The 23,011-nt window shown below is 59.5% G+C and carries 18 protein-coding genes; 11 read left to right on the top strand and 7 right to left on the bottom strand.

What is annotated here, in order from left to right; translation table 11 throughout:
- Positions 1 to 27: 27 nt before the first annotated feature.
- A complete protein-coding gene (locus PSTEL_RS24845; protein ID WP_052098989.1) occupies positions 28 to 1,914 on the bottom strand; it encodes a glycosyltransferase family 39 protein in 1,887 nt (628 codons plus the stop codon).
- A 206-nt stretch (positions 1,915 to 2,120) separates the two neighbouring features.
- Here PSTEL_RS24845 and PSTEL_RS24840 point away from each other — a divergent pair, with 206 nt between their 5' ends.
- From PSTEL_RS24840 to PSTEL_RS24825, 4 genes are all read left to right on the top strand, one after another.
- Positions 2,121 to 3,347, top strand: a complete 1,227-nt coding sequence (locus tag PSTEL_RS24840; protein ID WP_038699527.1) for a multidrug effflux MFS transporter — start codon at positions 2,121 to 2,123, stop codon at positions 3,345 to 3,347.
- On the top strand, positions 3,347 to 4,243 hold the full coding sequence (locus PSTEL_RS24835) for a DMT family transporter (RefSeq protein ID WP_038699525.1): 897 nt from the start codon (positions 3,347 to 3,349) through the stop codon (positions 4,241 to 4,243). The genes PSTEL_RS24840 and PSTEL_RS24835 overlap by 1 nt, the downstream gene beginning before the upstream one ends.
- Positions 4,244 to 4,391: 148 nt before the next feature.
- Positions 4,392 to 4,760 (top strand): FlxA-like family protein, encoded by a 369-nt coding sequence (locus PSTEL_RS24830; protein ID WP_038699523.1) that lies wholly within the window; start codon positions 4,392 to 4,394, stop codon positions 4,758 to 4,760.
- A gap of 508 nt (positions 4,761 to 5,268) precedes the next feature.
- On the top strand, positions 5,269 to 6,165 hold the full coding sequence (locus PSTEL_RS24825) for an FMN-binding protein (RefSeq protein ID WP_052098986.1): 897 nt from the start codon (positions 5,269 to 5,271) through the stop codon (positions 6,163 to 6,165).
- Positions 6,166 to 6,304: 139 nt separating this feature from the next.
- On the opposite strand, the gene PSTEL_RS26550 is transcribed toward PSTEL_RS24825, so the two are convergent.
- Together PSTEL_RS26550 and PSTEL_RS24815 are read right to left on the bottom strand one after the other, a co-directional pair.
- Positions 6,305 to 8,020, bottom strand: a complete 1,716-nt coding sequence (locus PSTEL_RS26550) for an ATP-binding cassette domain-containing protein (protein WP_052098982.1) — start codon at positions 8,018 to 8,020, stop codon at positions 6,305 to 6,307.
- Positions 8,005 to 8,868 carry an ATP-binding cassette domain-containing protein gene (locus PSTEL_RS24815; RefSeq protein WP_038699521.1) on the bottom strand — a complete coding sequence of 288 codons (864 nt, stop codon included), beginning with the start codon at positions 8,866 to 8,868 and terminating at the stop codon, positions 8,005 to 8,007. The genes PSTEL_RS26550 and PSTEL_RS24815 overlap by 16 nt, the downstream gene beginning before the upstream one ends.
- 109 nt (positions 8,869 to 8,977) lie before the next feature.
- Here PSTEL_RS24815 and PSTEL_RS24810 point away from each other — a divergent pair, with 109 nt between their 5' ends.
- Positions 8,978 to 9,595, top strand: coding sequence for a biotin transporter BioY (locus PSTEL_RS24810; RefSeq protein WP_038699520.1), 618 nt, complete (start codon positions 8,978 to 8,980; stop codon positions 9,593 to 9,595).
- 329 nt (positions 9,596 to 9,924) lie between these two features.
- Here PSTEL_RS24810 and PSTEL_RS24805 read toward each other — a convergent pair whose 3' ends face one another.
- From PSTEL_RS24805 to PSTEL_RS24795, 3 genes are all read right to left on the bottom strand, one after another.
- A complete protein-coding gene (locus PSTEL_RS24805) occupies positions 9,925 to 11,406 on the bottom strand; it encodes an alpha-amylase (RefSeq protein WP_038701650.1) in 1,482 nt (493 codons plus the stop codon).
- A 62-nt stretch (positions 11,407 to 11,468) separates the two neighbouring features.
- On the bottom strand, positions 11,469 to 12,320 hold the full coding sequence (locus PSTEL_RS24800) for a DUF72 domain-containing protein (protein WP_038699518.1): 852 nt from the start codon (positions 12,318 to 12,320) through the stop codon (positions 11,469 to 11,471).
- A gap of 259 nt (positions 12,321 to 12,579) precedes the next feature.
- Complete coding sequence (locus PSTEL_RS24795) at positions 12,580 to 14,124, bottom strand: histidine kinase N-terminal 7TM domain-containing diguanylate cyclase (protein WP_281176794.1); 1,545 nt, start codon at positions 14,122 to 14,124, stop codon at positions 12,580 to 12,582.
- A gap of 389 nt (positions 14,125 to 14,513) precedes the next feature.
- Between PSTEL_RS24795 and PSTEL_RS24790 the strand changes: the two genes are divergently transcribed.
- The 6 genes from PSTEL_RS24790 (at position 14,514) to PSTEL_RS24765 (ending at position 21,308) form a co-directional block, all read left to right on the top strand.
- Complete coding sequence (locus PSTEL_RS24790) at positions 14,514 to 15,296, top strand: ABC transporter ATP-binding protein (protein ID WP_038699514.1); 783 nt, start codon at positions 14,514 to 14,516, stop codon at positions 15,294 to 15,296.
- 4 nt (positions 15,297 to 15,300) lie between these two features.
- Positions 15,301 to 16,113, top strand: coding sequence for an ABC transporter permease (locus tag PSTEL_RS24785; RefSeq protein WP_052098972.1), 813 nt, complete (start codon positions 15,301 to 15,303; stop codon positions 16,111 to 16,113).
- Complete coding sequence (locus tag PSTEL_RS24780; RefSeq protein WP_245625026.1) at positions 16,110 to 17,021, top strand: ABC transporter permease; 912 nt, start codon at positions 16,110 to 16,112, stop codon at positions 17,019 to 17,021. The genes PSTEL_RS24785 and PSTEL_RS24780 overlap by 4 nt, the downstream gene beginning before the upstream one ends.
- Before the next feature lie 177 nt (positions 17,022 to 17,198).
- Positions 17,199 to 18,317, top strand: a complete 1,119-nt coding sequence (locus tag PSTEL_RS24775) for an ABC transporter substrate-binding protein (protein WP_084065314.1) — start codon at positions 17,199 to 17,201, stop codon at positions 18,315 to 18,317.
- Between the two features lie 90 nt (positions 18,318 to 18,407).
- Entirely contained in the window at positions 18,408 to 19,871 is a 1,464-nt protein-coding gene (locus PSTEL_RS24770) for a CoA-acylating methylmalonate-semialdehyde dehydrogenase (protein WP_038699510.1), read from the top strand.
- A 69-nt stretch (positions 19,872 to 19,940) separates the two neighbouring features.
- The gene (locus tag PSTEL_RS24765; RefSeq protein WP_038699508.1) at positions 19,941 to 21,308 is read left to right on the top strand and encodes an aspartate aminotransferase family protein; all 1,368 of its coding nucleotides are present in this window, start codon (positions 19,941 to 19,943) and stop codon (positions 21,306 to 21,308) included.
- On the opposite strand, the gene PSTEL_RS24760 is transcribed toward PSTEL_RS24765, so the two are convergent.
- Positions 21,274 to 22,965 (bottom strand): PucR family transcriptional regulator, encoded by a 1,692-nt coding sequence (locus PSTEL_RS24760; RefSeq protein WP_038699506.1) that lies wholly within the window; start codon positions 22,963 to 22,965, stop codon positions 21,274 to 21,276. The genes PSTEL_RS24765 and PSTEL_RS24760 overlap by 35 nt on opposite strands.
- Positions 22,966 to 23,011: the final 46 nt, after the last annotated feature.

Genomic DNA, 23,011 nt, shown 5'->3' with positions numbered 1-23,011 from the left:
GCTAAGCGAAAAAGTGAAACAGGTTCGCTATGCGTGCTCCGGCAGTTCCGCGATCGAGGGTCCGGCATCCTTCGCCGTATGCCGCGATGCATCCAGCATGATTTTAATCAGCAGGATGCACATGGCGATGTTAAGCAGCGCCGAGAAGAACATCAGGAACCCGACATGGCCGTCGGTGCTTGTATAGCCGTAGTAGACGGCGTAAGTGTTCATGAAGATGGTGGCGCTGAAGCCGAAGGCGAGCCACAGAAGCCGTCTGTCCTTGAACTGGCCGTAGGCCAGGAGTGCCAGAGCCGCCGCCGGGAACAGATACCGTTCGTGCATGCTTGACGAGAAGGTGAATACCCCGGCAATCAGCAGCAGGGCCGAGAGGGAGGCGAACGCCGGCTTGCGGCTTCGCAGGTAGAGCCAGCCCGACAGCAGCGTAGTCAGCACGATAAAGATCATGCCCCAGGCGTGATAGCTGAAAATGATGAACGTCGACGACGAATCCTTGTAGTTGGCCCCGAGAAGCCCAAATAGATTGAAGCCGTTCACCGAAGCATACGGGTATTCGTTCACGGTTCCGGTGTAGAGCTCGTACAGCCACATCGGGCTCCGGCCTCCTGTGAAAGGCAGCGCCACGACAACTGCGGCAGCAACCGCGATCGCGGCGGATTTCAGCCACGGGCCGATTGACCGCGCCGCCAGCAGCGCGAACAGCAGCACCGGCGTGTAAATGATGCCCTGCGGCTTCATCAATACCGCCAGCGCAAGGAACAGAGAGGCCCAGCCCAGCTTCCGGCTGCACAGCGCCCAGATGGCGGCAGCCACAATCATGGTGAAGAAGGAGTCGACCTGTCCCCAGAACGTAGCGTTGATCAGTACGGCTGGATTGAACATGTAGAAGACCGCGATCAGCACCGCCGTCTCCGCCTTGAGGAAGCGTGAGGCTGCCTTGTACAGCAGGAAAGCGGTGACGGCGTCCGCGACGATCGAGGGGAGCTTGATCAGCGTTAGCAGATAAGGCTCGATCTGCGGCAGCGTCACGAGCTTGCCTGTCGCCCACAGAATGTACATATACAGCGGCGGATAATCGCTGGAGCTGTTCTCGTAGAAGCTTCCGAGTCCCTTGGCCGCCGATTCCGCCCAGGTGGTGAAGAACCGGATATCGCCGCGATAGCCGGAAATCCAGGGAGCCGCCGCCAGCTTCAGGCAGAACCCGGCCGCCAGAAGCAGCAGGACGACCGTGCCCTTGCGCGACTCGCCGATGACGAACTTTCCCTTGCGGGCATAATAGAAGGCTGCGCCCACCAGTCCGGCGAAGAGCGCCGCGTAGATGGCCAGCGCCGTGCCGTACTGGCCGTCGCTGCCGAAGCCTCCGCCAAAGCCTCCGCCAAAGCCTCCGCCCTGACGGCCGCCGCCGAAGCTGCCGTTCATACCGCCCTGGCGGGAGAAGCCGCTTGCGCCGTTCGGGGCCTGAGCGCTGTTGCCCTGCGCGCCCGCTCCTCCGCCGCCAAAGCCCGCGGGTCCGCCGGAAGTCGAGTTGCCGGAAGCGCTGCCCGGCTGGCTCTGCGCAACGGAGCCGCTCTGCGGATCGGCCGCTGCATTTTGCGAGCCGTCCGCCGCTGCGCCAGGCGAACCCGCGCCGGAGCCACCTTGCGAGTCGGCCGCCCCGCCCTGGGAGCTGGCGGCGCCGCCTGTTCCGCCTGGCGCCGCATTTTGCCAGTATCCGCCCTGCCTGCCGCCCTGGAAGCTGCCTTCTGTTCCGCCGGGGCCGAAGCCTCCTTGCCGGATGCGCTGCTGGAAGCCTGCCTCCGAATTGCCAGCGGTGCTTCCATCCACATGTGCGAGCGAGTATATCAGGATGCCAATGCTAACCGCCAGCACAAGCGACAGGCCGGCGATCCATTTATGCTGTCTGATCCCATTCACAGCTTTCACTCCTCTTATCCAATTGCTGGGGTTATTATACAGGAGGTAGCTTAAGATATCCTGAAACTGCAGAGTCCGAAAGTTCTCATTGAACTCTCATTGAATTCTCATTGAATTTCAGGACGGGCTTCAGGTAGTATGAAGAAATATGGATTTCCAGAATACCCGGCCTACGCGCCGGCTGCAGCAGAAAGGCAGATAAGAAAATGAGCATCAAATCAACCGCTTTGGATGTACAGGCCATTCGAGCCTCCAGAAAGCTGAGACTTCAGCTTGCGGGCATTCTGGGGGCAATCGCCACGATCGGCCCGCTGTCGATCGACATGTATTTGCCCGCCCTGCCGGAGCTGGAGCGATCTTTCGCCACCTCCGCCGCTTTTGTCCAGCTCAGTCTGAGCTGCTTCCTGATCGGGCTGGCGCTGGGCCAGCTGTTCGCTGGTCCACTGAGCGATGTGTATGGACGCCGCCGTCCCTTGATGATCGGCATGATGGTATACACGGTGTCGTCGCTGCTCTGCGCCTTCAGCCCTTCCATCGGCGTCCTTGTCGTGTTCCGTCTGATCCAGGGCCTGTCGGGTTCGGTCGGTGTCGTGATTTCACGGGCCGCCGTCCGCGACCTGTATTCGGGCTCGGAGCTTACCCGGTTCTTCGCTCTCCTGATGATCGTCAACGGCCTGGGGCCGATCGCGGCTCCGGTTATCGGAGGCCAGCTGCTCCGGTTTACGACCTGGCAGGGCGTCTTCCTCGTGCTGTTCGGGGCGGGCGTGCTGTTCTGCCTCATGATCTGGCTTCGCCTGCCGGAGACGCTGCCGCCCGAACGCCGTTCTAACGGCGGACTTGGCAGTACCGTCGCTTCCTTCGGCAAGCTGCTGCGCAACCGGACCTTCATGGGCTATGTGCTGTCCCAGAGCTTCGTGAACGGCGCGATGTTCGCTTACATATCGGGGTCGTCCTTTGTTCTGCAAAATATATTCGGCGTATCTCCGCAGATGTACAGCCTTATCTTTGCCGTGAACGGGCTCGGCATCATCATCACCGGCCAGATCGCGGGACGGCTGTCCGGCAGGCTGGGCGAAGCCCGGTTGATGGTGTGGGGGCTGGTACAGTGCGCGCTCGGAGGTCTGCTGCTCCTGTTCGCCATTCTGACCTCGGCTGGACTGCCGCTTATCCTGCCGGCCCTGTTCGCCGTCGTCTCCAGCGTCGGCATAGTCGGCACGACCACGTTCTCGCTGGCGATGCAGGACCAGGGCGACCGGGCGGGCAGCGCCTCCGCGATGCTCGGCCTTCTGCCGCTCCTGACCGGCGGGTTGATCTCTCCGCTCGTCGGTCTGGGCGGCGGTGATACAGCTCTGCCCATGGGCGCCATTATTGCGGCTGCCGGTATCTGTTCGCTGCTCTGCTACAGCCTGCTGGTGAGAAGGAGGGGACGCTGATGAGCCGTAAGGATCTGTCCGGCCTGGTGCTCCTGGCCCTCATCTGGGGCTCTTCGTTTCTCTTCATGAGAATCTCTTCTCCGGTGCTGGGGCCGGTGTTTACGACCGAGCTGAGAGTAGCCATAGCCGCAGCGGCTCTGCTGCTGTACGCGCGGATTGCAGGCATACAGCTCGATATTCGGAGTAATTGGAAGGCATATTTGCTCCTCGGCGGGCTGAACGCCGCGCTTCCTTTTACGCTGATCAGCGCGGCGGAGCTGCATCTGAATGCCTCCCTGGCTGCAATCCTCAATGCGACGACGCCGATATTCGCAACGCTTGCGGCCTGGTGGACGGGCGGAGAGCGGCCGGGCCTGAACCGGGCGATTGGACTGGTGCTCGGACTCGGAGGCGTCGCCGTGCTCGTCGGCTGGAGTCCCGAGCCGCTGGACCGGGCGATGATTATATCCGTCCTATTCTCGCTGGGCGCCGCCCTGGCCTACGGCTTCGGAGGCCTGTACGCTGCCCGGGTTGGCAGGGGGGTGCCGCCATTGACCGTGGCCACTGGCCAGCAGCTCGGCGCGGCGATATGCCTGCTGCCGCTTCTTCCCGCCGTGCCTCCGAGAGAGATGCCGGGCGCTGCCGTCATTTTGTCCGTCCTCGCGCTTGCGCTTGTCTGCACGGCCTTTGCCTATCTGCTCTACTTCCGGCTGATCGCAAGCGTCGGGCCCGTCAAGACCGTCAGCGTGACCTTTCTGGTTCCGGTGTTCGGGATATTCTGGGGCGCTCTTTTTCTGCATGAGCGCATCTATTGGACGACTGTAGCCGGACTCGCGGTTATTTTGGCGGGAATCGCTCTGATTAGCGGGCGCGCGCGAAAGCCCGGAGAGAAGACAACGAGAACGCGTGATCTGTAAGTACAGAGCCGATCTCCCGTGTGAGAGCGGCTCTTTTTTTCACACAACGGGGCCGGATCTCAAGCTTTAAGCAAACATTCAGCCCGTCTTAAGCTTGTCCAAGGCAAAAAGGATTATAGTGGAAGAAGTACATGAAGGAGGGATTTAAATGAACATATCTTCCGTCTCATCATCGTCATCGGTGCAGTCCTACAGCGGTTCGGCCGGAAGCTCGAGCAGCGCATCCAGACAAATAGCCGCGCTGGAGAAGCAGAAGTCGAAGCTGGAGGATGATCTCAAGAAGCTGGATTCCAGCAAAGACGACGAAAAGACCAAACAGTTGAAGCAGCAGCAGCTTACTATGCAGATTAAGCTGCTGGATGCCCAGATCGCCCAATTGAAGCAGCAGGAAGCCGCAAACGCCTCCGGGAAATCGGAGGGAACAAGTGAAGCGTCGGGATCAGGTCAGGTGCTGGATGCGGAGGCCGCCAAGACGGCGACTACGGACAGCGAGGGGCATTTCGACGTTCGCGTATAGCGGGCAGCGCATGAAGCGATGAGGGCCATTGATGAGAGGCTGTTGACGAGAGACATTAATGAAAGGCATTAATGAAAGGCTATTTTAGTACGGCTCATTGTAGGCATCAGCATTGCATCATTCAGGATCAACGCTTCAAGACGCAATACATAGACAGATCGAAATCTTCTGACCGGCATACTCCAGACGCGAAGTCGCCCGATAGATACAGATGTCCCGTTTATGAGGCGGTGGCCTTCACCAGCTTGCCGAACCGGTCTAAGAATATGCCGTCCGCTTTAAGAGTGGATAGGCTTCGCGTCTTCAAAATCATCTTCAATTCCGCCGAGAGCCGTCTGCGCTTCCCTGACCTGGAGCACGCAGACGGTTTTCTGGAATTATGCAAATGTGGCATCTTTTTAACAATCGAAAAATCTCATGTGTTTTGTGAAAGAAAGCGCATACAAAAATAGTTCCCGGCAATGTTAGAATGGTCGTGCACGACTCTAACAAACGGGGGGATTGGAGTATGAAGAAGACAACAGCATGGGCCGCGCTCGCACTCATGATGGCGATTGGCCTGACAGCTTGCGGGAACAGCAATAATGCGTCGGAGCCCAGTGCGGAGCCGAGCGTCAAGCCGGCGGAGACCTCAGTGGCAACGGCGGCGTCTTCTGCCGCAGCGGCCGATGGCGCCTTCAAGGACGGCGTCTACAAAGCCCAATATGACCGCAACGATGTGCGGAACTGGAAAGCTTATGTAGAGCTTACGGTAGAGGGAGGCAAAATCACCAAAGCCTACTATGACTATTCCAATGACGCGGGTGAGCTGAGAAGCAAGAATGAGGCCTATATCAAAGGCTTCTCCGCAGCCAATAAATTTACGCCGCGCGAAGCATTCGACAAGCTCGGGGAGGAGTTGGTCGCTTCACAGAGCGCCGAAGTGGATGCTGTATCGGGAGCGACGCACTCTTCCAGAAACTTTAACGAGCTGGCTGCTGCCGCTCTGGAGAAGGCGAAGGCCGGGGATACAGCGGCCGCCGTTGTGCCGCTGTACGAGGACGGAACATACAAGGTAAGCGCCGATGCGTTCGACGACCATGGATGGAAGCCGCAGCTGGATCTTGATATCAAGGATCATCAAATTGCAGGCGTCCAGTTCGACTATGTGAACAAGGATGGCAAGCTGAAGACCGAGGATGCGGATTACAAGACGGCGATGGAGGCCAAGAGCAAGACGTATCCGGCCAAATATACGGAGGAACTGGAGAAGCAGCTGATCGATAAGCAGCAGATCGGTTCTGTGGACGCCGTCAGCGGGGCGACAACCTCCTCCAACAACTTCAAGGCGCTGGTAGAATATGCGCTTGATGACATGGCGGAGACCGGCGATACGTCGCCTGCCGCCATCAAGATCGAAGAGTAATACGGGACTGCACCGGGTCTTTCGGCAATCGGGAGATGTAAGGTGGGGAGCCGTATGAAGACATGAAGCCTGCCTGGACTTTGGGTCCGGGCAGGCTTTTTGCCGTAGGGCTTGAAGACGGCAAGGGAACTCACCAACTTCACCCGTATAGAGCGATGCCATACAGCAGCGCCGCGGCGAGCAGTACGACGATCAAGGCGAACGTATCTTGCCGCTGCCATCTCAGCTGAAGCCAGGGAGTACGGGGCTTGTCCGGATCATAGCCTCTTGCCTCGATCGCGGTAGACAGCTCATCGCCCATAGTAATGACCTGCAGCATAAGAGGGACGGCCATCAGCGAGAGCTGTTTTGGCGTCCACCGCGCCAGTCCGCGCTTGCGGGCCCCCCGCGAGGCCAGCGCAAGGTGAAGCTCATCCGCTTTTTCCAGCACCCAGGGGACGAATTGCAGTGTAACGGATACAGCCAGTGACCAGTTCCGCGTGCGGACGCCGAATCTGCGCAGCGGGGAGATGGCCCATTCCAGCCCTTCCCGCAGCGGCGCGCCGGATGTCGTCTCCGTGAAGATAAAGCCGAGCGACAGCAGCAGCAGGAGCTTCAGCACGGAGAGGCCGCCCGCCTCGGCACCCTTTGCCGAGAAGGCCAGGCCGCCGGATGCGGAGTTCCAATAGAAGGCGGACAGCAGCCACAGCAGCAGGAACATAGGCAGGAATGGCCGGTAGAACCAGCGGGCCCGCTTCCGCGAAATCCCGCCTGCGGCAAGCAGCACTCCAATCATCAGAGCGGCGAGAACGAGCGGCGGGAAGCCGTTGATGCCCAGAAGGACAAGCGAGCCCAGCGCCATGGCCAGCCATTTGACGCGGGGGTCCAGCGACCGGACCATGGCCCCGGTCATCGGCCTGACCGCCGGCTTGTCCAGGCCGGCGGCGGGCTGCCCGGACGCATCTGCCGCGTCCGGGAGAATTGCGCGTCCGCCGTCTCCGGACGCGCTCCTGCCGGGCGGCGGCGCATCAGCCGGCGCCGCCCCGGCGTCCCGGGGACGCTGCGCGACGTCCCCGGGATAGGCCAGCCGGCCCGCAAGAGCGTCCGGCAGCCCGGCAGTGCTCGCGGGCAGCGCGTCCAGCAGCCCGCGCTTCATCAGCATCCGGCCGATTCGGATATAGGCCGGAGGGGCAAGCCCCGCGTCTTCGAGCACGCGGGGCTCTTCCCATAAGCCGGCGGTCGGGCCGGCGTAGCGAAGCCGTCCCTGCGCCAGGACGGCGGTCTGGTCCGCGAGCGGCAGGAAGGCGTCCAGATCGTGGGTGGCGGCCACGATGGTGTAGCCTGCATCGCGGAGCTCGCGCACGGTTTCGAGCAGGCCCCGCGCGGCCTGCGGATCAAGGCCGGCCGTCGGCTCGTCCAAGAGCAGCAGGTCCGGCCTCGGAGCGAGCGCGCCGGCGATGCACACGCGGCGCTTCTCGCCGCCGCTCAGCAGATAGGGCGAGCGCGGCCCGTAGCTGTCAGGCGCGAGGCCGGCCTGGCTGAGCGCCTGCTCCGCCTCGCGGCTCCGCTGCGGCTGCCGGACGCCGGACTGCTCCAGGCCGTACTCGACGTCTTTCAGCACCGTTCCGCCGAATAACTGGCTCTCGGGATGCTGAAAGACGATCGAGACGGAAGGGGAGGATGCCTCCTCCGAATAAGCGATTGTGCCGCCGGAAGGCTCGGCAAGTCCGGCCAGCAGGCGCAGCAGAGTTGACTTGCCGCTTCCTGTCATGCCGCACAGCACCGTTAGGCTGCCTTTCGGAAGCTCCAGGTCAATATCTGTCAGGGCGGGGAGGGGGCCGTAGCGATAGGATACGGCGGTCAGCTGAACCGGCATAGGGCTTCCTCCAGTTCATGCTCTGTCAGCGGAAGCTGCCCCTGCGGCCAGCCACCGTCCTGCATGACCCGTCCGACCGCCACGACGGGCGGGTCCTCCCAGCCGAGCGCCGCCGGCAGTCCGGAGCCGTAGAAGAGGCCGCGGGGAGTGCCGTCGTACAGAAGCCGGCCCTGCTCCAGCACAAGCGCCCGTTCGCCGGCGGCCAGCTCCTCCATCCGCTGGGTCACCCACAGAACGGTGACGCCTCGCTTCCAGAGTTCCCGGGCGAGCGCGAAGATGCCGTTCCGGGAAATAGGGTCCAGCATGGAGGTCGCCTCATCAAAGATCAGCAGCTCCGGCTCCAGCGCCATGCAGCAGGCGATGGCGAGCCGCTGCCGCTCCCCGCCCGACAGCTCCTCCACAGGTCTGGACGCCTTGTCCTCAAGGCCTGTCAGCTTCAGCGCCTGGGCTACCCGCAGGTGCATCTCTTCTCCGGGAATGCCCCGGTTCTCCAGGCCGAAGGCGACATCTTCCTCGGGAGTCGAGCCGACCGTTTGGGACAGCGGATTTTGAAAGACGGTCTGAACCGTTCGCTTGACCTGTCTCCGGTTGCCGGGAGAACGCAGATCGAGGCCGTTCGTCGCGACCTCGCCGGCAGTAGGGAGAAGCAGCCCGTTCACAATGCGGACGAGGCTGGATTTGCCGCTGCCGTTGGCGCCTGTCAGGGTCACCCACTCTCCCGTGTCTATATGTAAATCGATATCTTGAAGCACCGGCAGAACGCGCTGGCCGTCCCGGAGGGACAGGCTCAGGCCGCTGGCATGAATCATAGCTGTTCGACTCTCTTTCCGGAATGGATGGATAACCATCCCCGATTATATCAAATTAACGCATTGATGTATTGCGGTGCGGATGGTATATTGGTTCGGGTACATGTTACACCTACTAGACTCAAGAAGAAATGGAGGAACTTGCACGATGAATAAATGGTCCCTGCGCGGGCTGATTTTCAGCGCGCTCTTCGCGGGCGTCATGATCGCTCTAAGCTCCATGAAAGTAGATCTTCCGTTCTCAACCGTACCGATCACGCTGCAGACGCTGGCCGTCATGCTGGCCGGCTCCATCCTTGGCGCCAGATACGGAGCGCTTGCCGTTCTGATCGTTCTCGGGCTGACGGCGGCCGGATTCCCTGTTCTGGCCGGAAGAGGCGGCATTTCCGTTCTCGTCGGGCCAACAGCGGGCTTCATTTGGTCCTGGCCCTTTGCAGCCGCTCTGATCGGGTGGTTCGCCCAACGGATGACGCAGAACCGGTATACGTTCACGAAGCTCCTGGGCGTGAATGTTGTTTTCGGCTCTCTGCTGGTGTATCCGGCTGGCGTGGCCTGGCTGGCTCATTCGGTGCCTTCGCTCGATACGCTCTATAAGGCGCTGGCTGCCGGCATGCTGCCTTTCCTGCCGGGCGATTTCCTGAAAGCGGCTTTGTGCGCTTCGGTCGCTGCCGGTGTATGGAAAGTATATCCAATCGAACGGATTGTGGGCAGCCGGAAGGCTTCCGCGTGGTCCAGCAGTGATTCCTCCGCTGTGAAAGGCCAATAAAATCGTCACACCCGAAAGCCCCGTCCCTTCGCATTGCACAATGCGAAGGGACGGGGCTTTGTTCAAGAATAGCAAAGATTCCATTTGAATAGCTGCGGACCGCACTGAGTCCTCCGCTTGCGACAGGGCCTTTCCTGGTATTAGATCCGGGATCAGCTCAAGCGCTGGTTTGTCTCTCGCAAATGCCCGTGTCTGCAAGCTGCCGCCAGACAGACATTCTTCTTGATCCTGTTGCTTTTATTCTGCATGGCGCTTCGGCTTACCAGCGACTGCCTACTCTCTTGCAGGCCGCTTCATCATTAATACGTGTCATTATGCGCATTGACCGCTCAAGCCCCTTCTTTCCCGCCCGACAGGTCCACCGGGAGCGACCAGACCGACACACCGCCTCCGGTTACAGGAAAGACGGCCCAGCCGTCTTCGCCGATCTTGACCGTCTCCTTGCGGCCTAGCGTCAGGTCGATCCAGACTTCTCCGGCACGTTCCTTCCCGACGAACATGCGCTTCTCTCCGTTGTCGCCGTTCGAGACGACAACCGCGCACCCGGAGCCGGGGATTTCCTTCGTTCCGCGCCTTACCCAGCCGATCGTATTGGGATGGTCGAAATAGTCGTTCTGCTCGCCGTAAGCCCTGTGATACCTGGCGCACAGCAGGCGGTCGATGATTTCGCGCTTACCCGGAACGGGCGTCGGCCCGCCGATGCCGTAATAGTCGCCGTAGAAGACGACGGGATAGCCGTCCTGCCGGAGCAGAATGAGCGCGTACGCGCTTGGCTTGAACCAGTCGCCGACCCAGGATTCGAGCGATTCATGGGGCTGGGAATCATGGTTGTCGACGAAGGTGACGGCGTGGGTCGGATGGGTCTGAACGAGCGTGTCATTGAAAATGGTGCTCAGATTGAAGTTCCGGCCCGCCAGCGAAGCCGCATGGAATTTGTAATGCAGGGCGACGTCGAACAGATCGATCTGATAGTCTACGGTGTCCAGGAAGGTTCGGGTCGCTTTCAGATCCGAATTCCAGAATTCCCCTACGATATAGAAGTCTTCGCCGCGCTTGCGGGCCATTTCGGCTGCAAATTCCCGGATGAACTCATGATTGATATGCTTGATGGCGTCAAGCCGGTAACCGCTGCATTGGAGCGTATCGACCAGCCATTTTCCCCATTCCAGCATCTCTTCGCGGACAACCGGATGACCGTAATCGATGTTGGCGAACATCAGGTAATCGTAGTTCCCGAATTCACCGTCTACGTTCTGGTTCCAGTCCTTATTCTCTCCGATAATTTTGTAGATTCCGGTTCTTCCTTCCCTGGCGTCGTAATCGGTGCCGTTAAAATGCTCGAAATTCCACTTGAAAGCGGAGTACGTATCGCCTCTTCCGGGGAAGGTGAACTTGGTCCAGCCTTCGATTTCAAACGGCTCCGAGATGACCTGAAGCCGGTTGTTCCGATCGACCTCGACAACCTTGAAGACCTCCGTCTCGTCGGCTCCGGCCTTATGATTCATCACCAGATCGACGTACACGGCGATTCCTTGCCGTTGACATTCGGCGATGGCGTCGATCAATTCCTGCTTGGTCCCATATTTGGTCCGCACTGTGCCCTTCTGGTCGAACTCGCCCAGATCATACAGATCGTAGACGCCGTACCCGGTTTCCTCTACAGACAGCGCCTTGGTCACCGGCGGCACCCATACCGAATCGATTCCGGCGCTTTTCAGCTCGGGCGCAAGCTTCGCCAGCCGCTTCCAGTGCTCGCCGTCGGCGGCCACATGCCATTCGAAGAACTGCATCATTGTATGATTCCGATTCATCATGATTTGCCCCCTGCTTCGTATTGATATTCACTGCTGACTGTTACGCCAATCATGATGGGTTACGGGCTGAACAGGTCCAGCTGGAGAGGGGCAAGCCCGCCGTCTTCCTCCCCGAGCAGGGTCTGAAGCTCCTTGGCGTTAGGTGTGGCGTCGCCGGCCGAATTGTTGTTGAAGACTACGTACACATTCCGCGATCCGCGTTCAAGCTCTTTCAGGCGTTCCTGCCATTCCACCAGTTCTTCCGTGCTGTACCGGTACAGATAGCGAAGCTTCCGCCATTCGGGATGGCTGCTCTGATGCCAGCCTTTGGGGTTGCGGCCATGCATGCGCACATAGGTGGCTTCCTTCGAGGTGGCGACCGCCACGATCGGGATAGAGCCGATTCCAGCCTGGGGTTCATCGACGACGGTATGAATCCACCCTTCTTTTTTCATAAATTCAATCGTGCGATCGCGGTACTGCGGACTGTACCAGGTGGAATTGCGGAATTCGAGCGCGCAGGGAACATCCTTCATGCGTTCCTTCGTTTCGCGGAGCGTATCTACATTCTCCTTCGTGCAGTCGAACCACGGCGGGTATTGAAAAAGGGTCATGATCAGCTTTCCGGCATCAATAGCCGGCTGAATCGAGGTATGAAACGCCTGGAACATGTCCCCGGCAGTGTTGAAATAATTCGTTTTGCCCCGCAGATGCCCGGTCATGCCCTGGTAAGCCTTGACGATGAATCCGAAGCCCTCGGGCGTCTGGCCGACCCATTTCACGAAGTTCTTGACCGGCTGAACGGCATAGAAGGAGCTGTCGATCTCTACGATTGAAAAATGCGCGCTGTAGGCGGGCAGGCGGCCTTCGGGCTTCACTTTGCCGTACAGCCCTTCGTGATCGCCGAATCCCGTCAAACCGATCTTGATCATGGGCGTCTCCTCCTTTTTCCTATTGTTGGCATAAAGTTCCTCGAACATTACCTGCATATCCCTATTTAAACGTAAAAGGGGAGAGAGCAAACAGGCCGCTGCAAGATGGCTTTGTCAGGCGGGCGGGGGAGACGGATCGCTTCGGCTGTGGAGGAATGGGGCATATCCGCCAACAGTAAAACCGCCTTCCCGGTTGGGAAGACGGTCTTTTCGTACACCGACTCTATTCGGTTGCCGCCTTGGCATAGGACGCATCGCTCTAGGGGAACCGGACAAGGCCGTGCTCGACGGCAAGATGCACCGTGTTGCGTCCGCTCCGTTTGGATGCGTACAGCGCATGATCCGCTTCCTTAAGCAGCTCCTCCAGCGGCTTTCCCGGCTCCGCGAAGACTACGCCGAAGCTTACGGTCACACTGATCCAGCCTTGAGGCAATCGCAGGCCTTCCACTTCGACCGCCGCCCGAAGAACGTCAGCCAGCTTGGCCGCTTCTTCCAGGGGCGTATCCGGAAGGCACAGCACGAACTCCTCCCCGCCATAACGGCCGAAAATGTCGCCTTGGCGAAGAAGTCCCTGGCAGACCTCCGTAATATGGCGAAGCGCCATATCCCCGCAGCTGTGGCCGTAGCGGTCGTTGATGCTCTTGAAGTGGTCGACGTCGAAGAGCGCCAGGGAGAGATTGCCGCCTTCGGTATCGCGGCGTTCTAGCTCCCGGGCGCTTCGCTCCATAAAATGGAGGCGATTACATATACCGGTAAGACTGTCCGTTGTCGCAAGCTGCCGCAGCTTGTCCTGCATCCGCTTGCGTTCCGTTACGTCGATGAGCATAATCATTCGTCCGGCGATCTGGCCGCCCCGCTTGCGGACGGGCGAAGAGCGGATTTCATAGTAGCAGATGTCGTCGCCCTTCTCCCATTCCAGCTCCCGCTCCTCCTGGACCAGGGGGTCCGCCTCCATCACGTAGGCGACCGCGTCTTTGCCGGCCGTCAGAAACAGCCGGATGAGCGGATGGCCGATGTAAGAGGCATCAAGTCCTCTGATCATGCCCGCCGCGGCCGGATTATAGTCGATCAGCCGGTCGGAGCGGTCCATGACGAGAACGCCGTCGCGCATGCTCTCGAACAGACTGCCGCGCGCAATCGGCGCCGCAGTCAGCATGCCCCTCGACAGAATGGCCCAAATATACAGGGTGGAGGTGATGCTCATGATGATCGGCACCGGGTCCATATTGTAGGGGGACAGGCCGATCAGATAGAGGAAGGCGCCGAGCGTCGGCAGGAGCAGGCCGAGCAGCAGCGTCACGAGCTGGCGGCGGTACACCTGCTTCATGCGGTTCCACTGATACAGCATAACCACGGTTCCGGCCAGCAGGCATCCGAAGGTGAAGCTGCCGTGAACGATGTAAGCCGGACCCATGACGATATCGGCCAGCGGGGCCGGCGAGTCGGTCCGCAAATATATGGACCGGTAGAACAGATGATGGTAGTCGTTGGTCCAGACAAGCGCCGTCGTCATGCAGGGAATGGAGTAGAGCCAGATCAGCCGCGATTTCGTAATCAGCCTGTCCATTCCTACAAAATGAAGCACCATCAACAGGCTTGAAGGCGCGATAAAAGGCATCCCGATATATTCAACCTTGGTCCACAGGCTGATTTGCGACAGCGAGCCGCTCGACAGCTCGAAGGCGAAGGCGAAAGTGTAGATAGCCGAAGCGCAGGAGCTGACGATAAACGCTTTGATTCCGGAGAAATCCGTATCCTTGAAGTAGGCGAAGAGAGCCAGCAGCGCGCTCAGGACGCCCGATATAGCTACGATGACAATATATGTGGAGATAAAAGTGCCGATGAATAGGCGCCTCCTTTCGTAAAGGGCAAGCTGCGGGTAAAAGCCGGGATGAGTGGAGCCGTCCGGTCATCCCGGCTTTCGGGTACGGAAGCGGCAAGCCTTGGGCAGACATGCATCTTTACTGGATATATCGGCAGACCGGCCGCTTTCTGACAATAAATCGAAAGAGGCTGGACAAAATGACGGAATTTCCGCACAGCAATTTTACTTTTTGTCTAGTGCCCATGAAAGGGGGTCAGTGTAACATGTTAGTTAAAGCTACATCGGATTTGGAGTTATCGCGAAAATGATGATTTCACGTCATTTAACATGACATCAATACAAATAATTCAGGAATAGGGGGAGTGGAGATGTCACTTATTGCGACAAGAGTTCCTGAGATCCAATTGGAGAATGTGGAGATGCGCTATCAGACGGATACGGCGGAGGTTCTCGCTCTGCACCAGGTAAGTCTCGATATTGCCAAGGGAGAGTTTGTATCGCTGCTCGGTCCGTCCGGCTGCGGCAAGACGACGCTGCTGAGATTGATGGCGGATCTGATCGAGCCGACGGGAGGACGGGTGACAGTAGCCGGCAAGAGCGCCAAGGAAGCCCGGCTTGCCCAGAAGTACGGCATCGTCTTCCAGAGTCCCGTTCTGTACGACTGGAGGAAGGTCAAGGACAACATTACGCTGCCGCTGGAGCTGATGGGCGTCAAGAAGGCGCGTCGGGACGAGAAGGCGCTGGAACTGCTGGAGCTGGTGGGGCTGAAGGGGTTCGCCGACAAGTATCCCTGGCAGCTTAGCGGCGGCATGCAGCAGCGTGTCGCCATCGCGCGGGCGCTCTCCATGGAGCCGGAAATTCTGCTTATGGATGAACCGTTCTCGGCACTCGATGAGTTCACACGCGAGCGCCTTAATGAAGAGCTTCTTGCCGTATGGAGCAAGGTGGGCAGTACGGTCGTGTTCGTCACGCACAGCGTTCCGGAATCGATCTTCCTGTCCGACCGGGTATTCGTCCTGTCTCCGCATCCCGGGCGTCTGTCGGCAATCGTCGACATCCCGCTCCCCCGTCCGCGGACAGCCGAAATGCGGAACAGCCCGGAATTTTTTGATCTGATCGCGGGCATTCGCGACAGCTTCGAGGGAGTGTAACGCTATGAAAGGTAACGGCATGCTGGTCAAAGGGCGGCTGCTTCCGCTGCTGGTATGGGTAGCCGGACTGTTGATTCTCTGGGAGGGCCTGTCCTGGGCGCTGCTGAACGTCGCGCACGCGCCGCTCGCCCAATCGAAGCTGCCCTACGTGCATGAGGTGGTCTCCACCCTCTTTCAGTACGGCGGCACGCTGCTGAAGGAAGGGGCTGCGACCTTCGGCAACGCGGCTATCGGCTTCCTCCTCGGCGCTGCTGCAGGCGTCCTGCTCGCGGTGCTGATGAGCGTCTCGAAGACGATCGAGCAGCTGACTTTCCCGTACGCCGTCGCTTCGCAGATGATCCCGATTCTCGGCCTGGCGCCGATTATCTACGGCATCGTACGCGACGAGCAAGTTTCGCGGATTATCATATCCGGGTACATCACGTTCTTCCCTGTGGCGCTTAATATGCTGCGCGGGCTGCGCAGCGTCGATCTCTCCGCTCTGGAGCTGATGCATTCCTACGCGGCCAAACCGTGGGCCGTCTACTGGAAGCTCCGGCTGCCCGCCGCTGTTCCGGGATTATTCAGCGGGCTGAAGATTGCGGCTCCGCTGGCGGTAACCGGCGCGATTCTGGTTGAGCTGATGGGAGCCCAGCACGGCATTGGCGTCATTATGCTCCGCAATCTCTATTACGGTCCTTCCCATACTTATATGTTCTGGTCGACAATTCTGGTCGGCGCATTTCTCGGAATGGCCAGCTACGGGCTGATGAGCCTCATTGAGCGTCTTGTTGCTCCCTGGCAGCCTGAATTCCGGCCGAAAGGAGGCAGCCGATGATGGAAGGCAATACCGCTTCGGAGGTTTCATTTGTCTCGCCTCACGGGCAGGAGGGTGGAACGCGGCCAACCGCCGGCGCAGAAGCCAAACCGGCGCCGGCTTCCGCCCCGGCGTCCTCGAACAAGCCGCGCCGGCGCTCGCGTACGGCTCCTGTGCTGCGCATTCTGCTGCCGGTTCTCGCCGGCGTCCTGTTTCTGGCGCTGTGGGAACTGCAGGTGTTCCACAAAATATTCGACCTCAAGAAATATCAGCTTCCGCTGCCTTCCGCAATCTGGGAGGCGATGGGCGACAATATGAGTCTGCTTCTCTCCTATACGGGCTACACGCTCTCCGAAGCGGTGCTCGGCATGCTGGCCGGCTCCCTGCTCGGCTTCATCATCGCGCTGGTCGCCACGGCCTGGCCGAGATGGGGCGGCGGCAGCCTGACGCTGGTCGCCGCGCTGAACGCCGTTCCGATCGTGGCGCTGGCGCCGATTATGAACCTCTGGTTCGGCGACGGGCTGGGATCGCGGATCGCCATCGTAACGGCGACGACTATGGCCGCCATGGCCATCAACGCCTACAAAGGCATGGCCGCGATCGACCCGCTGGCGCTGGATCTGATGCATTCCTACGCCGCGCCGAAATCGGCGGTGTTCCGCCATCTGCGGATCAAGAGCAGCCTGCCGTATGTCTTCACCGCATTGAAGATCAACGCGACCGCCAGCATGATCGGTGCGATCGTCGGCGAATTTTTCTTCTCCTCGCGGGGGCTCGGCTATCTGCTCTCCAACTCGATCAAGGTCGCCAAAATGCCGCTCGGCTGGTCCTGCATCGTGCTGGCCGCCATCGCCGGTGTTGTGTTCTACCTGGTGGTGGAGCGGCTGGAGAAGGTGTTCATCCGCTGGCATCCTTCGCGGCGGGCCTAAACTAAAATCTTCATTATGCATAACCGGCTGAACCGGCCGTCTTGGCGAAGCCTTGGTTAATCCTACAGGGCAACGCTGCGGCCGTTGGCATACAGCGCACCAATGGGAGTACAGCACAGTTCCTGACATTCATCACTTCAAAGGAAATCAAAAAAACGGGTAGGGGGAATCAGTTTGATGAAGGGTAACAAGAGAATGTTTCGCGGTGTGCTGTTGATGGCGGTTATGGCGCTGGTTATGTCCATGCTGGCGGCCTGCGGAGGCAACAATAACGGAAATTCGGCTTCGGCTAGCGAGCCGGCGGCTTCTTCCGGAAGCGGCACAGCCGCATCGGCGGCTCCGGCGGCAAGCGAAGCTCCGGCAGGCGATCCGGTTCCGGTGAAGCTGCAGCTGAAATGGGTGCCTCAGGCTCAGTTCGCCGGCTATTATGTCGCGCTCAAGAAAGGCTACTACAAGGATGAAGGTCTGGACGTTTCCATTCTGCCGGGCGGCCCGGACATCGTGCCGGAGCAGCAGGTAGCCGGCGGTTCCGCCGATATCGGCGTCGACTGGGTAGCGAGTCTGCTGACGAGCCAGGAGCAGGGCATGCCGCTGATCCAGATCGCCCAGATTTATCAGAAGAGCGGTCTTGTGCTCGTATCCAAGAAGTCGGCCAACATCAACAGCCCGGCCGATCTGAAGGGCAAGCGCGTCGGCAACTGGATGGGCGGCAATGAGTTCGAGCTGCTGGCGCTGTTCGACAAATACAAGCTCGATTCCAACAAGGACATCAAGTTCACGAAGCAGGGCTTCACGATGGACCAGTTCCTGGGCGGCGAGCTGGATGCCGCATCGGCCATGACGTACAACGAATATCAGGTTGTGCTGGAGTCCGGCATCAAGCCTGAAGAGCTGAATGTCATCGACATGAACGACGAGGGCGTGGCGATGCTGGAGGACAATCTGTTCGCGAACAGCGAATGGCTGGAAGCGAATAAAGAGACGGCGGCCAAATTCGTCCGCGCGTCCCTCAAAGGCTGGCAGGATGCCATCGCGAATCCGTCAGAAGCCGTTGACATCGTAATGGAGCAAGCCGAATCCGGCAGCACGACCAAGGATCATCAGCTGAAGATGATGGAGGAAGTCGCCAAGCTGATTAAGCCGGAAGGCTTCGACCTCTCCAAGCTGGGCTACACGGACGACGCTGCATTCAAGCAGACGGCTGACATCGCGAAGAAGTTCGGCGTCATCAAGGAAGAACCGGATCTCACCAAAGCCTACACGAACGAAATCATGGATATGGCTTCGAAAAAATAAGCCGCATACAAGCCGCTCCGCCGCCGCGCCCCAGCTTGCACACGCTGACCGCCCGGCGGAGCGATTTTACTGAAAAGAGGTGCTTCTCGCATGTCTCTGCTGGCCAGACCAACCGGGAAAGTGAAGAATTTCATCAATGGAGAGTGGGTGGAGTCGGCTTCGGGGCGGGAGGAAGAGGTGTTCAACCCCGCGACGGGCGAAGTGATTGCTTATGTGCCTCTGTCGAGCCGGGAGGAACTTGATGCTGCGGTGGAAGCGGCCAGGAAAGCGTATACATCGTGGAAAAAAGTTCCCGTTCCCCGGCGCGCCCGCTATTTCTTCGACTATCAGCAGCTGCTGCTGAAGCATGCGGAGGAACTGGCGGCTCTCATTACGCTGGAGAATGGCAAGAGCCTGGAGGAAGCGCGCGGCGAGGTGCAGCGCGGCGTCGAGTGCGTGGAATTTGCGGCGGGCGCGCCAACCCTCATGATGGGCAGCCAGCTGCCTGATATCGCGACGGGCATCGAATCGGGCATGTACCGTTACCCGCTCGGCGTAGTCGGCGGCATCGCCCCGTTCAACTTCCCGATGATGGTGCCGTGCTGGATGTTCCCCCTGGCCATCGCTTGCGGCAATACGTTCATCCTGAAGCCGTCCGAGCGGACGCCGCTCCTGATGAAACGGCTGGCCGAATTGTTCGCCGAGGCTGGCTTCCCTCCCGGCGTGCTGAACATCGTGAACGGCGCGCATGAGATTGTGAACGGGATGCTGGAGCATGAGGAGATCAAGGCGATTTCGTTCGTCGGCTCCCAGCCTGTGGCGGAGCATGTCTACAAGACCGGTTCCGCTCATGGCAAAAGAGTTCAGGCGCTGGCCGGCGCCAAGAACCATTCCATCGTGCTGCCGGACGCCGATCTGGACGGCGCGGTCAAGAACATTACGGCCGCCGCCTTCGGCTCGGCGGGCGAGCGCTGCATGGCCTGCTCGGTCGTCGTCGTCCATGAGGCGATTGCCGATGAGCTGGTGGCCCGGCTGACCGCCGCCGCAGATGAGATCAACATCGGCGACGGCTCGAAGCCGGATGTATTCCTGGGGCCGGTCATCCGCCAGTCGAACAAAGAGCGCACTATTTCCTATATCGAGGCAGGCGAGCTGGAGAACGCGAAGCTTGTGCGGGACGGAAGGCTGGACGCCGCCAGCAGCGGCGACGGCTTCTTCATCGGTCCGACGATCTTCGATCATGTGAAGCCTGGCATGAAGATTTGGCAGGATGAAATCTTTGCGCCGGTGCTGGCTGTGATCCGGGTCAAGGATCTGTCCGAGGCCATCGCTGTAACGAACCAGTCGCCGTTCGCCAACGGGGCCTGCCTCTACACGGACAGCGCCAAGGCGGTCCGCGAATTCCGGGAGGAGATTGACGCAGGGATGCTGGGCATTAACCTGGGCGTTCCCGCGCCGATGGCGTTCTTCCCGTTCTCCGGCTACAAGAAATCGTTCTATGGCGATTTGCATGCCAACGGACGCGACGGTGTGGAATTTTATACACGCAAAAAAATGGTGACCGCCCGCTATTGATCCGCTGTTAATTCAGTTCATTTGTATAAAAAATAAAAGGCCGCAAGGCTTGAGAGGGGACACAAGCCCATGATCAATACAGGAATGGACAGCGAGCTCGCAATCAGCAAAGACCGGAAATATCTGTGGCATCATATTTCGCCATACAGCGAAGCAAGCCCGCCGATGATCGCCGCTTCCGCCAGCGGGGCCTGGATTACGGATATCGACGGCAAGAAATACCTGGACGGCATGTCGGGGCTGTGGTGCGTGAACATTGGCTATGGCCGCAAGGAGCTGGCGGAAGCTGCGTATAACCAGCTGCTGTCGCTGCCATATTTTCCGCTGACGCAGAGCCACATGCCCGCGATTCTGCTGGCGGAGAAGCTGAACGAGTGGCTGGGCGACGAATACGTGATCTTCTTCTCAAACAGCGGCTCCGAGGCGAATGAGACGGCTTTCAAAATGGTGCGCCAATATCAGCAGCAGATCGGCCAGCATTACCGCCACAAATTCATCGCGCGCTACCGGGGCTACCACGGCAACTCCTTTGGCGCGCTGTCCGCAACCGGGCAGGCCCAGCGGAAATACAAATACGAGCCGCTCAGCGGCGGTTTCCTGCATGTGGCGCCTCCCGACAGCTACCGCCGTCCGGCAGGCCAGTCGGTGGAGGAATTCAATCTTCTGATGGCGCAGCAGATCGAGGACACCATCGTATGGGAAGGCGCCGAGACGATCGCGGCTGTTATTATGGAGCCGGTCATTACGGGCGGCGGCGTTATCGTGCCGCATCAGCTCTACATGGACCGGGTTCAGGAAATCTGCAAGAAATATGGCGTGCTCCTTATTATCGACGAGGTCATCTGCGGCTTCGGCCGTTCGGGGCAGCGGTTCGGCCATCATAATTTCGGCGTGAAGCCGGACATCGTGACGATGGCCAAAGGGATGACGAGCGCTTATCTGCCGCTGTCAGCCACTGCGGTCCGCAAGGAGATCTATGAGGTGTTCAAGGACAAGAGCGACGATTACGGCTATTTCCGCCATATCAACACCTTCGGCGGCAACCCGGCGGCGTGCGCGCTGGCGCTGCGCAACCTGGAGCTGATGGAGCAGGAGAAGCTGGTGGAACGCGGCGATATTCTCGGCAAGCGCCTGAACGCCGGGCTATCGGAGCTTGCAGGTCACAAGCTGGTCGGTGATATCCGGAGCTTCGGCCTGATCACCGGCATCGAGCTTGTATCCGACAAGGAGGCCAAGACGCCGGCTCCGCTCGATACGGTCAAAGGAATTATTGCCGACTGCAAGGCGAAAGGGCTGATCATTGGCAAGAACGGCGACACAGTAGCGGGCTACAACAATGTGCTGACATTTGCGCCTCCGCTTGCCTCGACCGATGAAGATATCCAGTTCATTCTGGATACGTTCAAAGAGGTAATGAACGGGAGTTGGGCAGAGTAAGCTTCTCCGGGTACAGGAATTGATAGGCGCGCAGGGCGACCTGAATCGAAATCCGGTTCTCCGGCGACATGAAGTCCTCGCCGAGCAGCTCGGTGATTTTGTCCAGCCGGTAATAGAGCGACTGCCGCACGATGAAGAGCTTCCGGGCCGCGATCTGCTTGGAGCCGTCATGATCGAGGTAGACGCGCAGGGTGAGCAGCAGCTCGCTGCCCTTCTGCTGGTCATGGTCAATCAGCGGGCCGAGATAGGTGCGGATGAAGTTCTGCAGCGTCTTGCCGTCGTTCAAGCCGAGCAGCAGCTGGAACACCCCGAGCTCCTCGTAGAACAGAATCGGCTGCTGGTGACAGGGGTAGAGCGACAGCGCCTGTACCGCTTCCCGGTAACCGGCAGGCGTATTGCGAAGCTGGGTATGACGCTTGCTGACGCCGACGACGAGCTGGAGATCCTTCAGCTTCTCGTCGGAGCGTATATTCTTCAGCGATTCCAGCGCCTGCTGCAGCCGGGAGCGGCCGGGCTGCTTCGACTGGATGTCGAGCGCGATCACGGTCAGCCGGTTGTTCTTGAGCGTGATGAGCGGCCGGAACGAATATTTTTCGAAAATGGAACGCAGGACGAGCGAGAGGTGGAATGTTATCGATTCCCATTCGTTCTCCGAGCTGTTCCATTTTGCATTCCGGGGATTCTCGATTTCAATCAGGCATACGCGGTAGGGCAGCTCGTTGACGACGGCGAAGTCCGGACCGATCAGGCTCTTAAGCCGGTTCTCGTCGTCGATCCGCCCGTTGATCAGCTCGTCGACCCACAGATTCTCGGAGAACAGCTTGCGCTCCTCCATATAGCGTGTGCGCAGCAGCTCCTGCGCGATCGACAGCGAGGCGGAATCGAGCAGCAGGCAGTCGAACTCCTGCGGCTTGTGGGGACAGAGCATCAGGATATACGCCCACGTCTGGTCCAGGGCTCCGACCGGCTTGATCACGGCCGTCCGGCCGTTGTAATCCCGGAATGCGGGCGCGGCGTCCGGCTGGTGCGCGGCGCCCGTCTCTTCGTAGAATGCCGAGAAGAAGCGCAGCAGATCTCCCTGCTCCTCCGGCGGCAGCGCCGGGAAGAACTGCGGCTTGCCCTGAAGCTGCATGTACAGCACCTGCGTGCGCGTGCTCTTGGACAATAGCTGCAGCACCTTGACCGTCCCTTGGGAGGTCAGCGTCAGCCGGTGGAATTCGCGCGAGATGCTCTCCAGTTCCTCCAGCATGCGGTGATGGCGGTTGATGATCAGCGAGTGCAGATCGAGTGTAATATCGACGAAGCGAACGGTGCGGTCAAAGACGATAAGCGGGAAGTCATGCCGGTCCGCGAGAGCAATCATTTCATCGGGAATGGCGCTAAAGTAAGTTCCGAGCTCAATACACAGGCAAGCGGCATTGCGTTCGATCAGGTACTCCAGAAACTCAAGGGCGGCGGGGAGGTCGGCGCTCATGCCGATTCCCGTGGTCAGAATCATTTCCTGGCCGTGAATCATGCTCTCGAAGTTGGGGGTCTCCAGCACATGAACCCAGCGGATCGCGCGGTCCAGGCCGGAGGCTCCCCCTACGACCGAGGCGTCGGCGAACAGGGGTCTTTTCAGCGCTTCGCGAATGGTGAATACTAACTCCCAGTCCATACTCTACCTCCCTGTCTAATAGCCGTTCTCAATTCATTCTCACACG

Source organism: Paenibacillus stellifer, from assembly GCF_000758685.1.
Lineage (GTDB): Bacteria > Bacillota > Bacilli > Paenibacillales > Paenibacillaceae > Paenibacillus_AQ > Paenibacillus_AQ stellifer.
The sequence above is the reverse complement of the archived record's forward strand: the minus strand, read 5'-3'. Positions and strand labels throughout refer to the sequence as shown.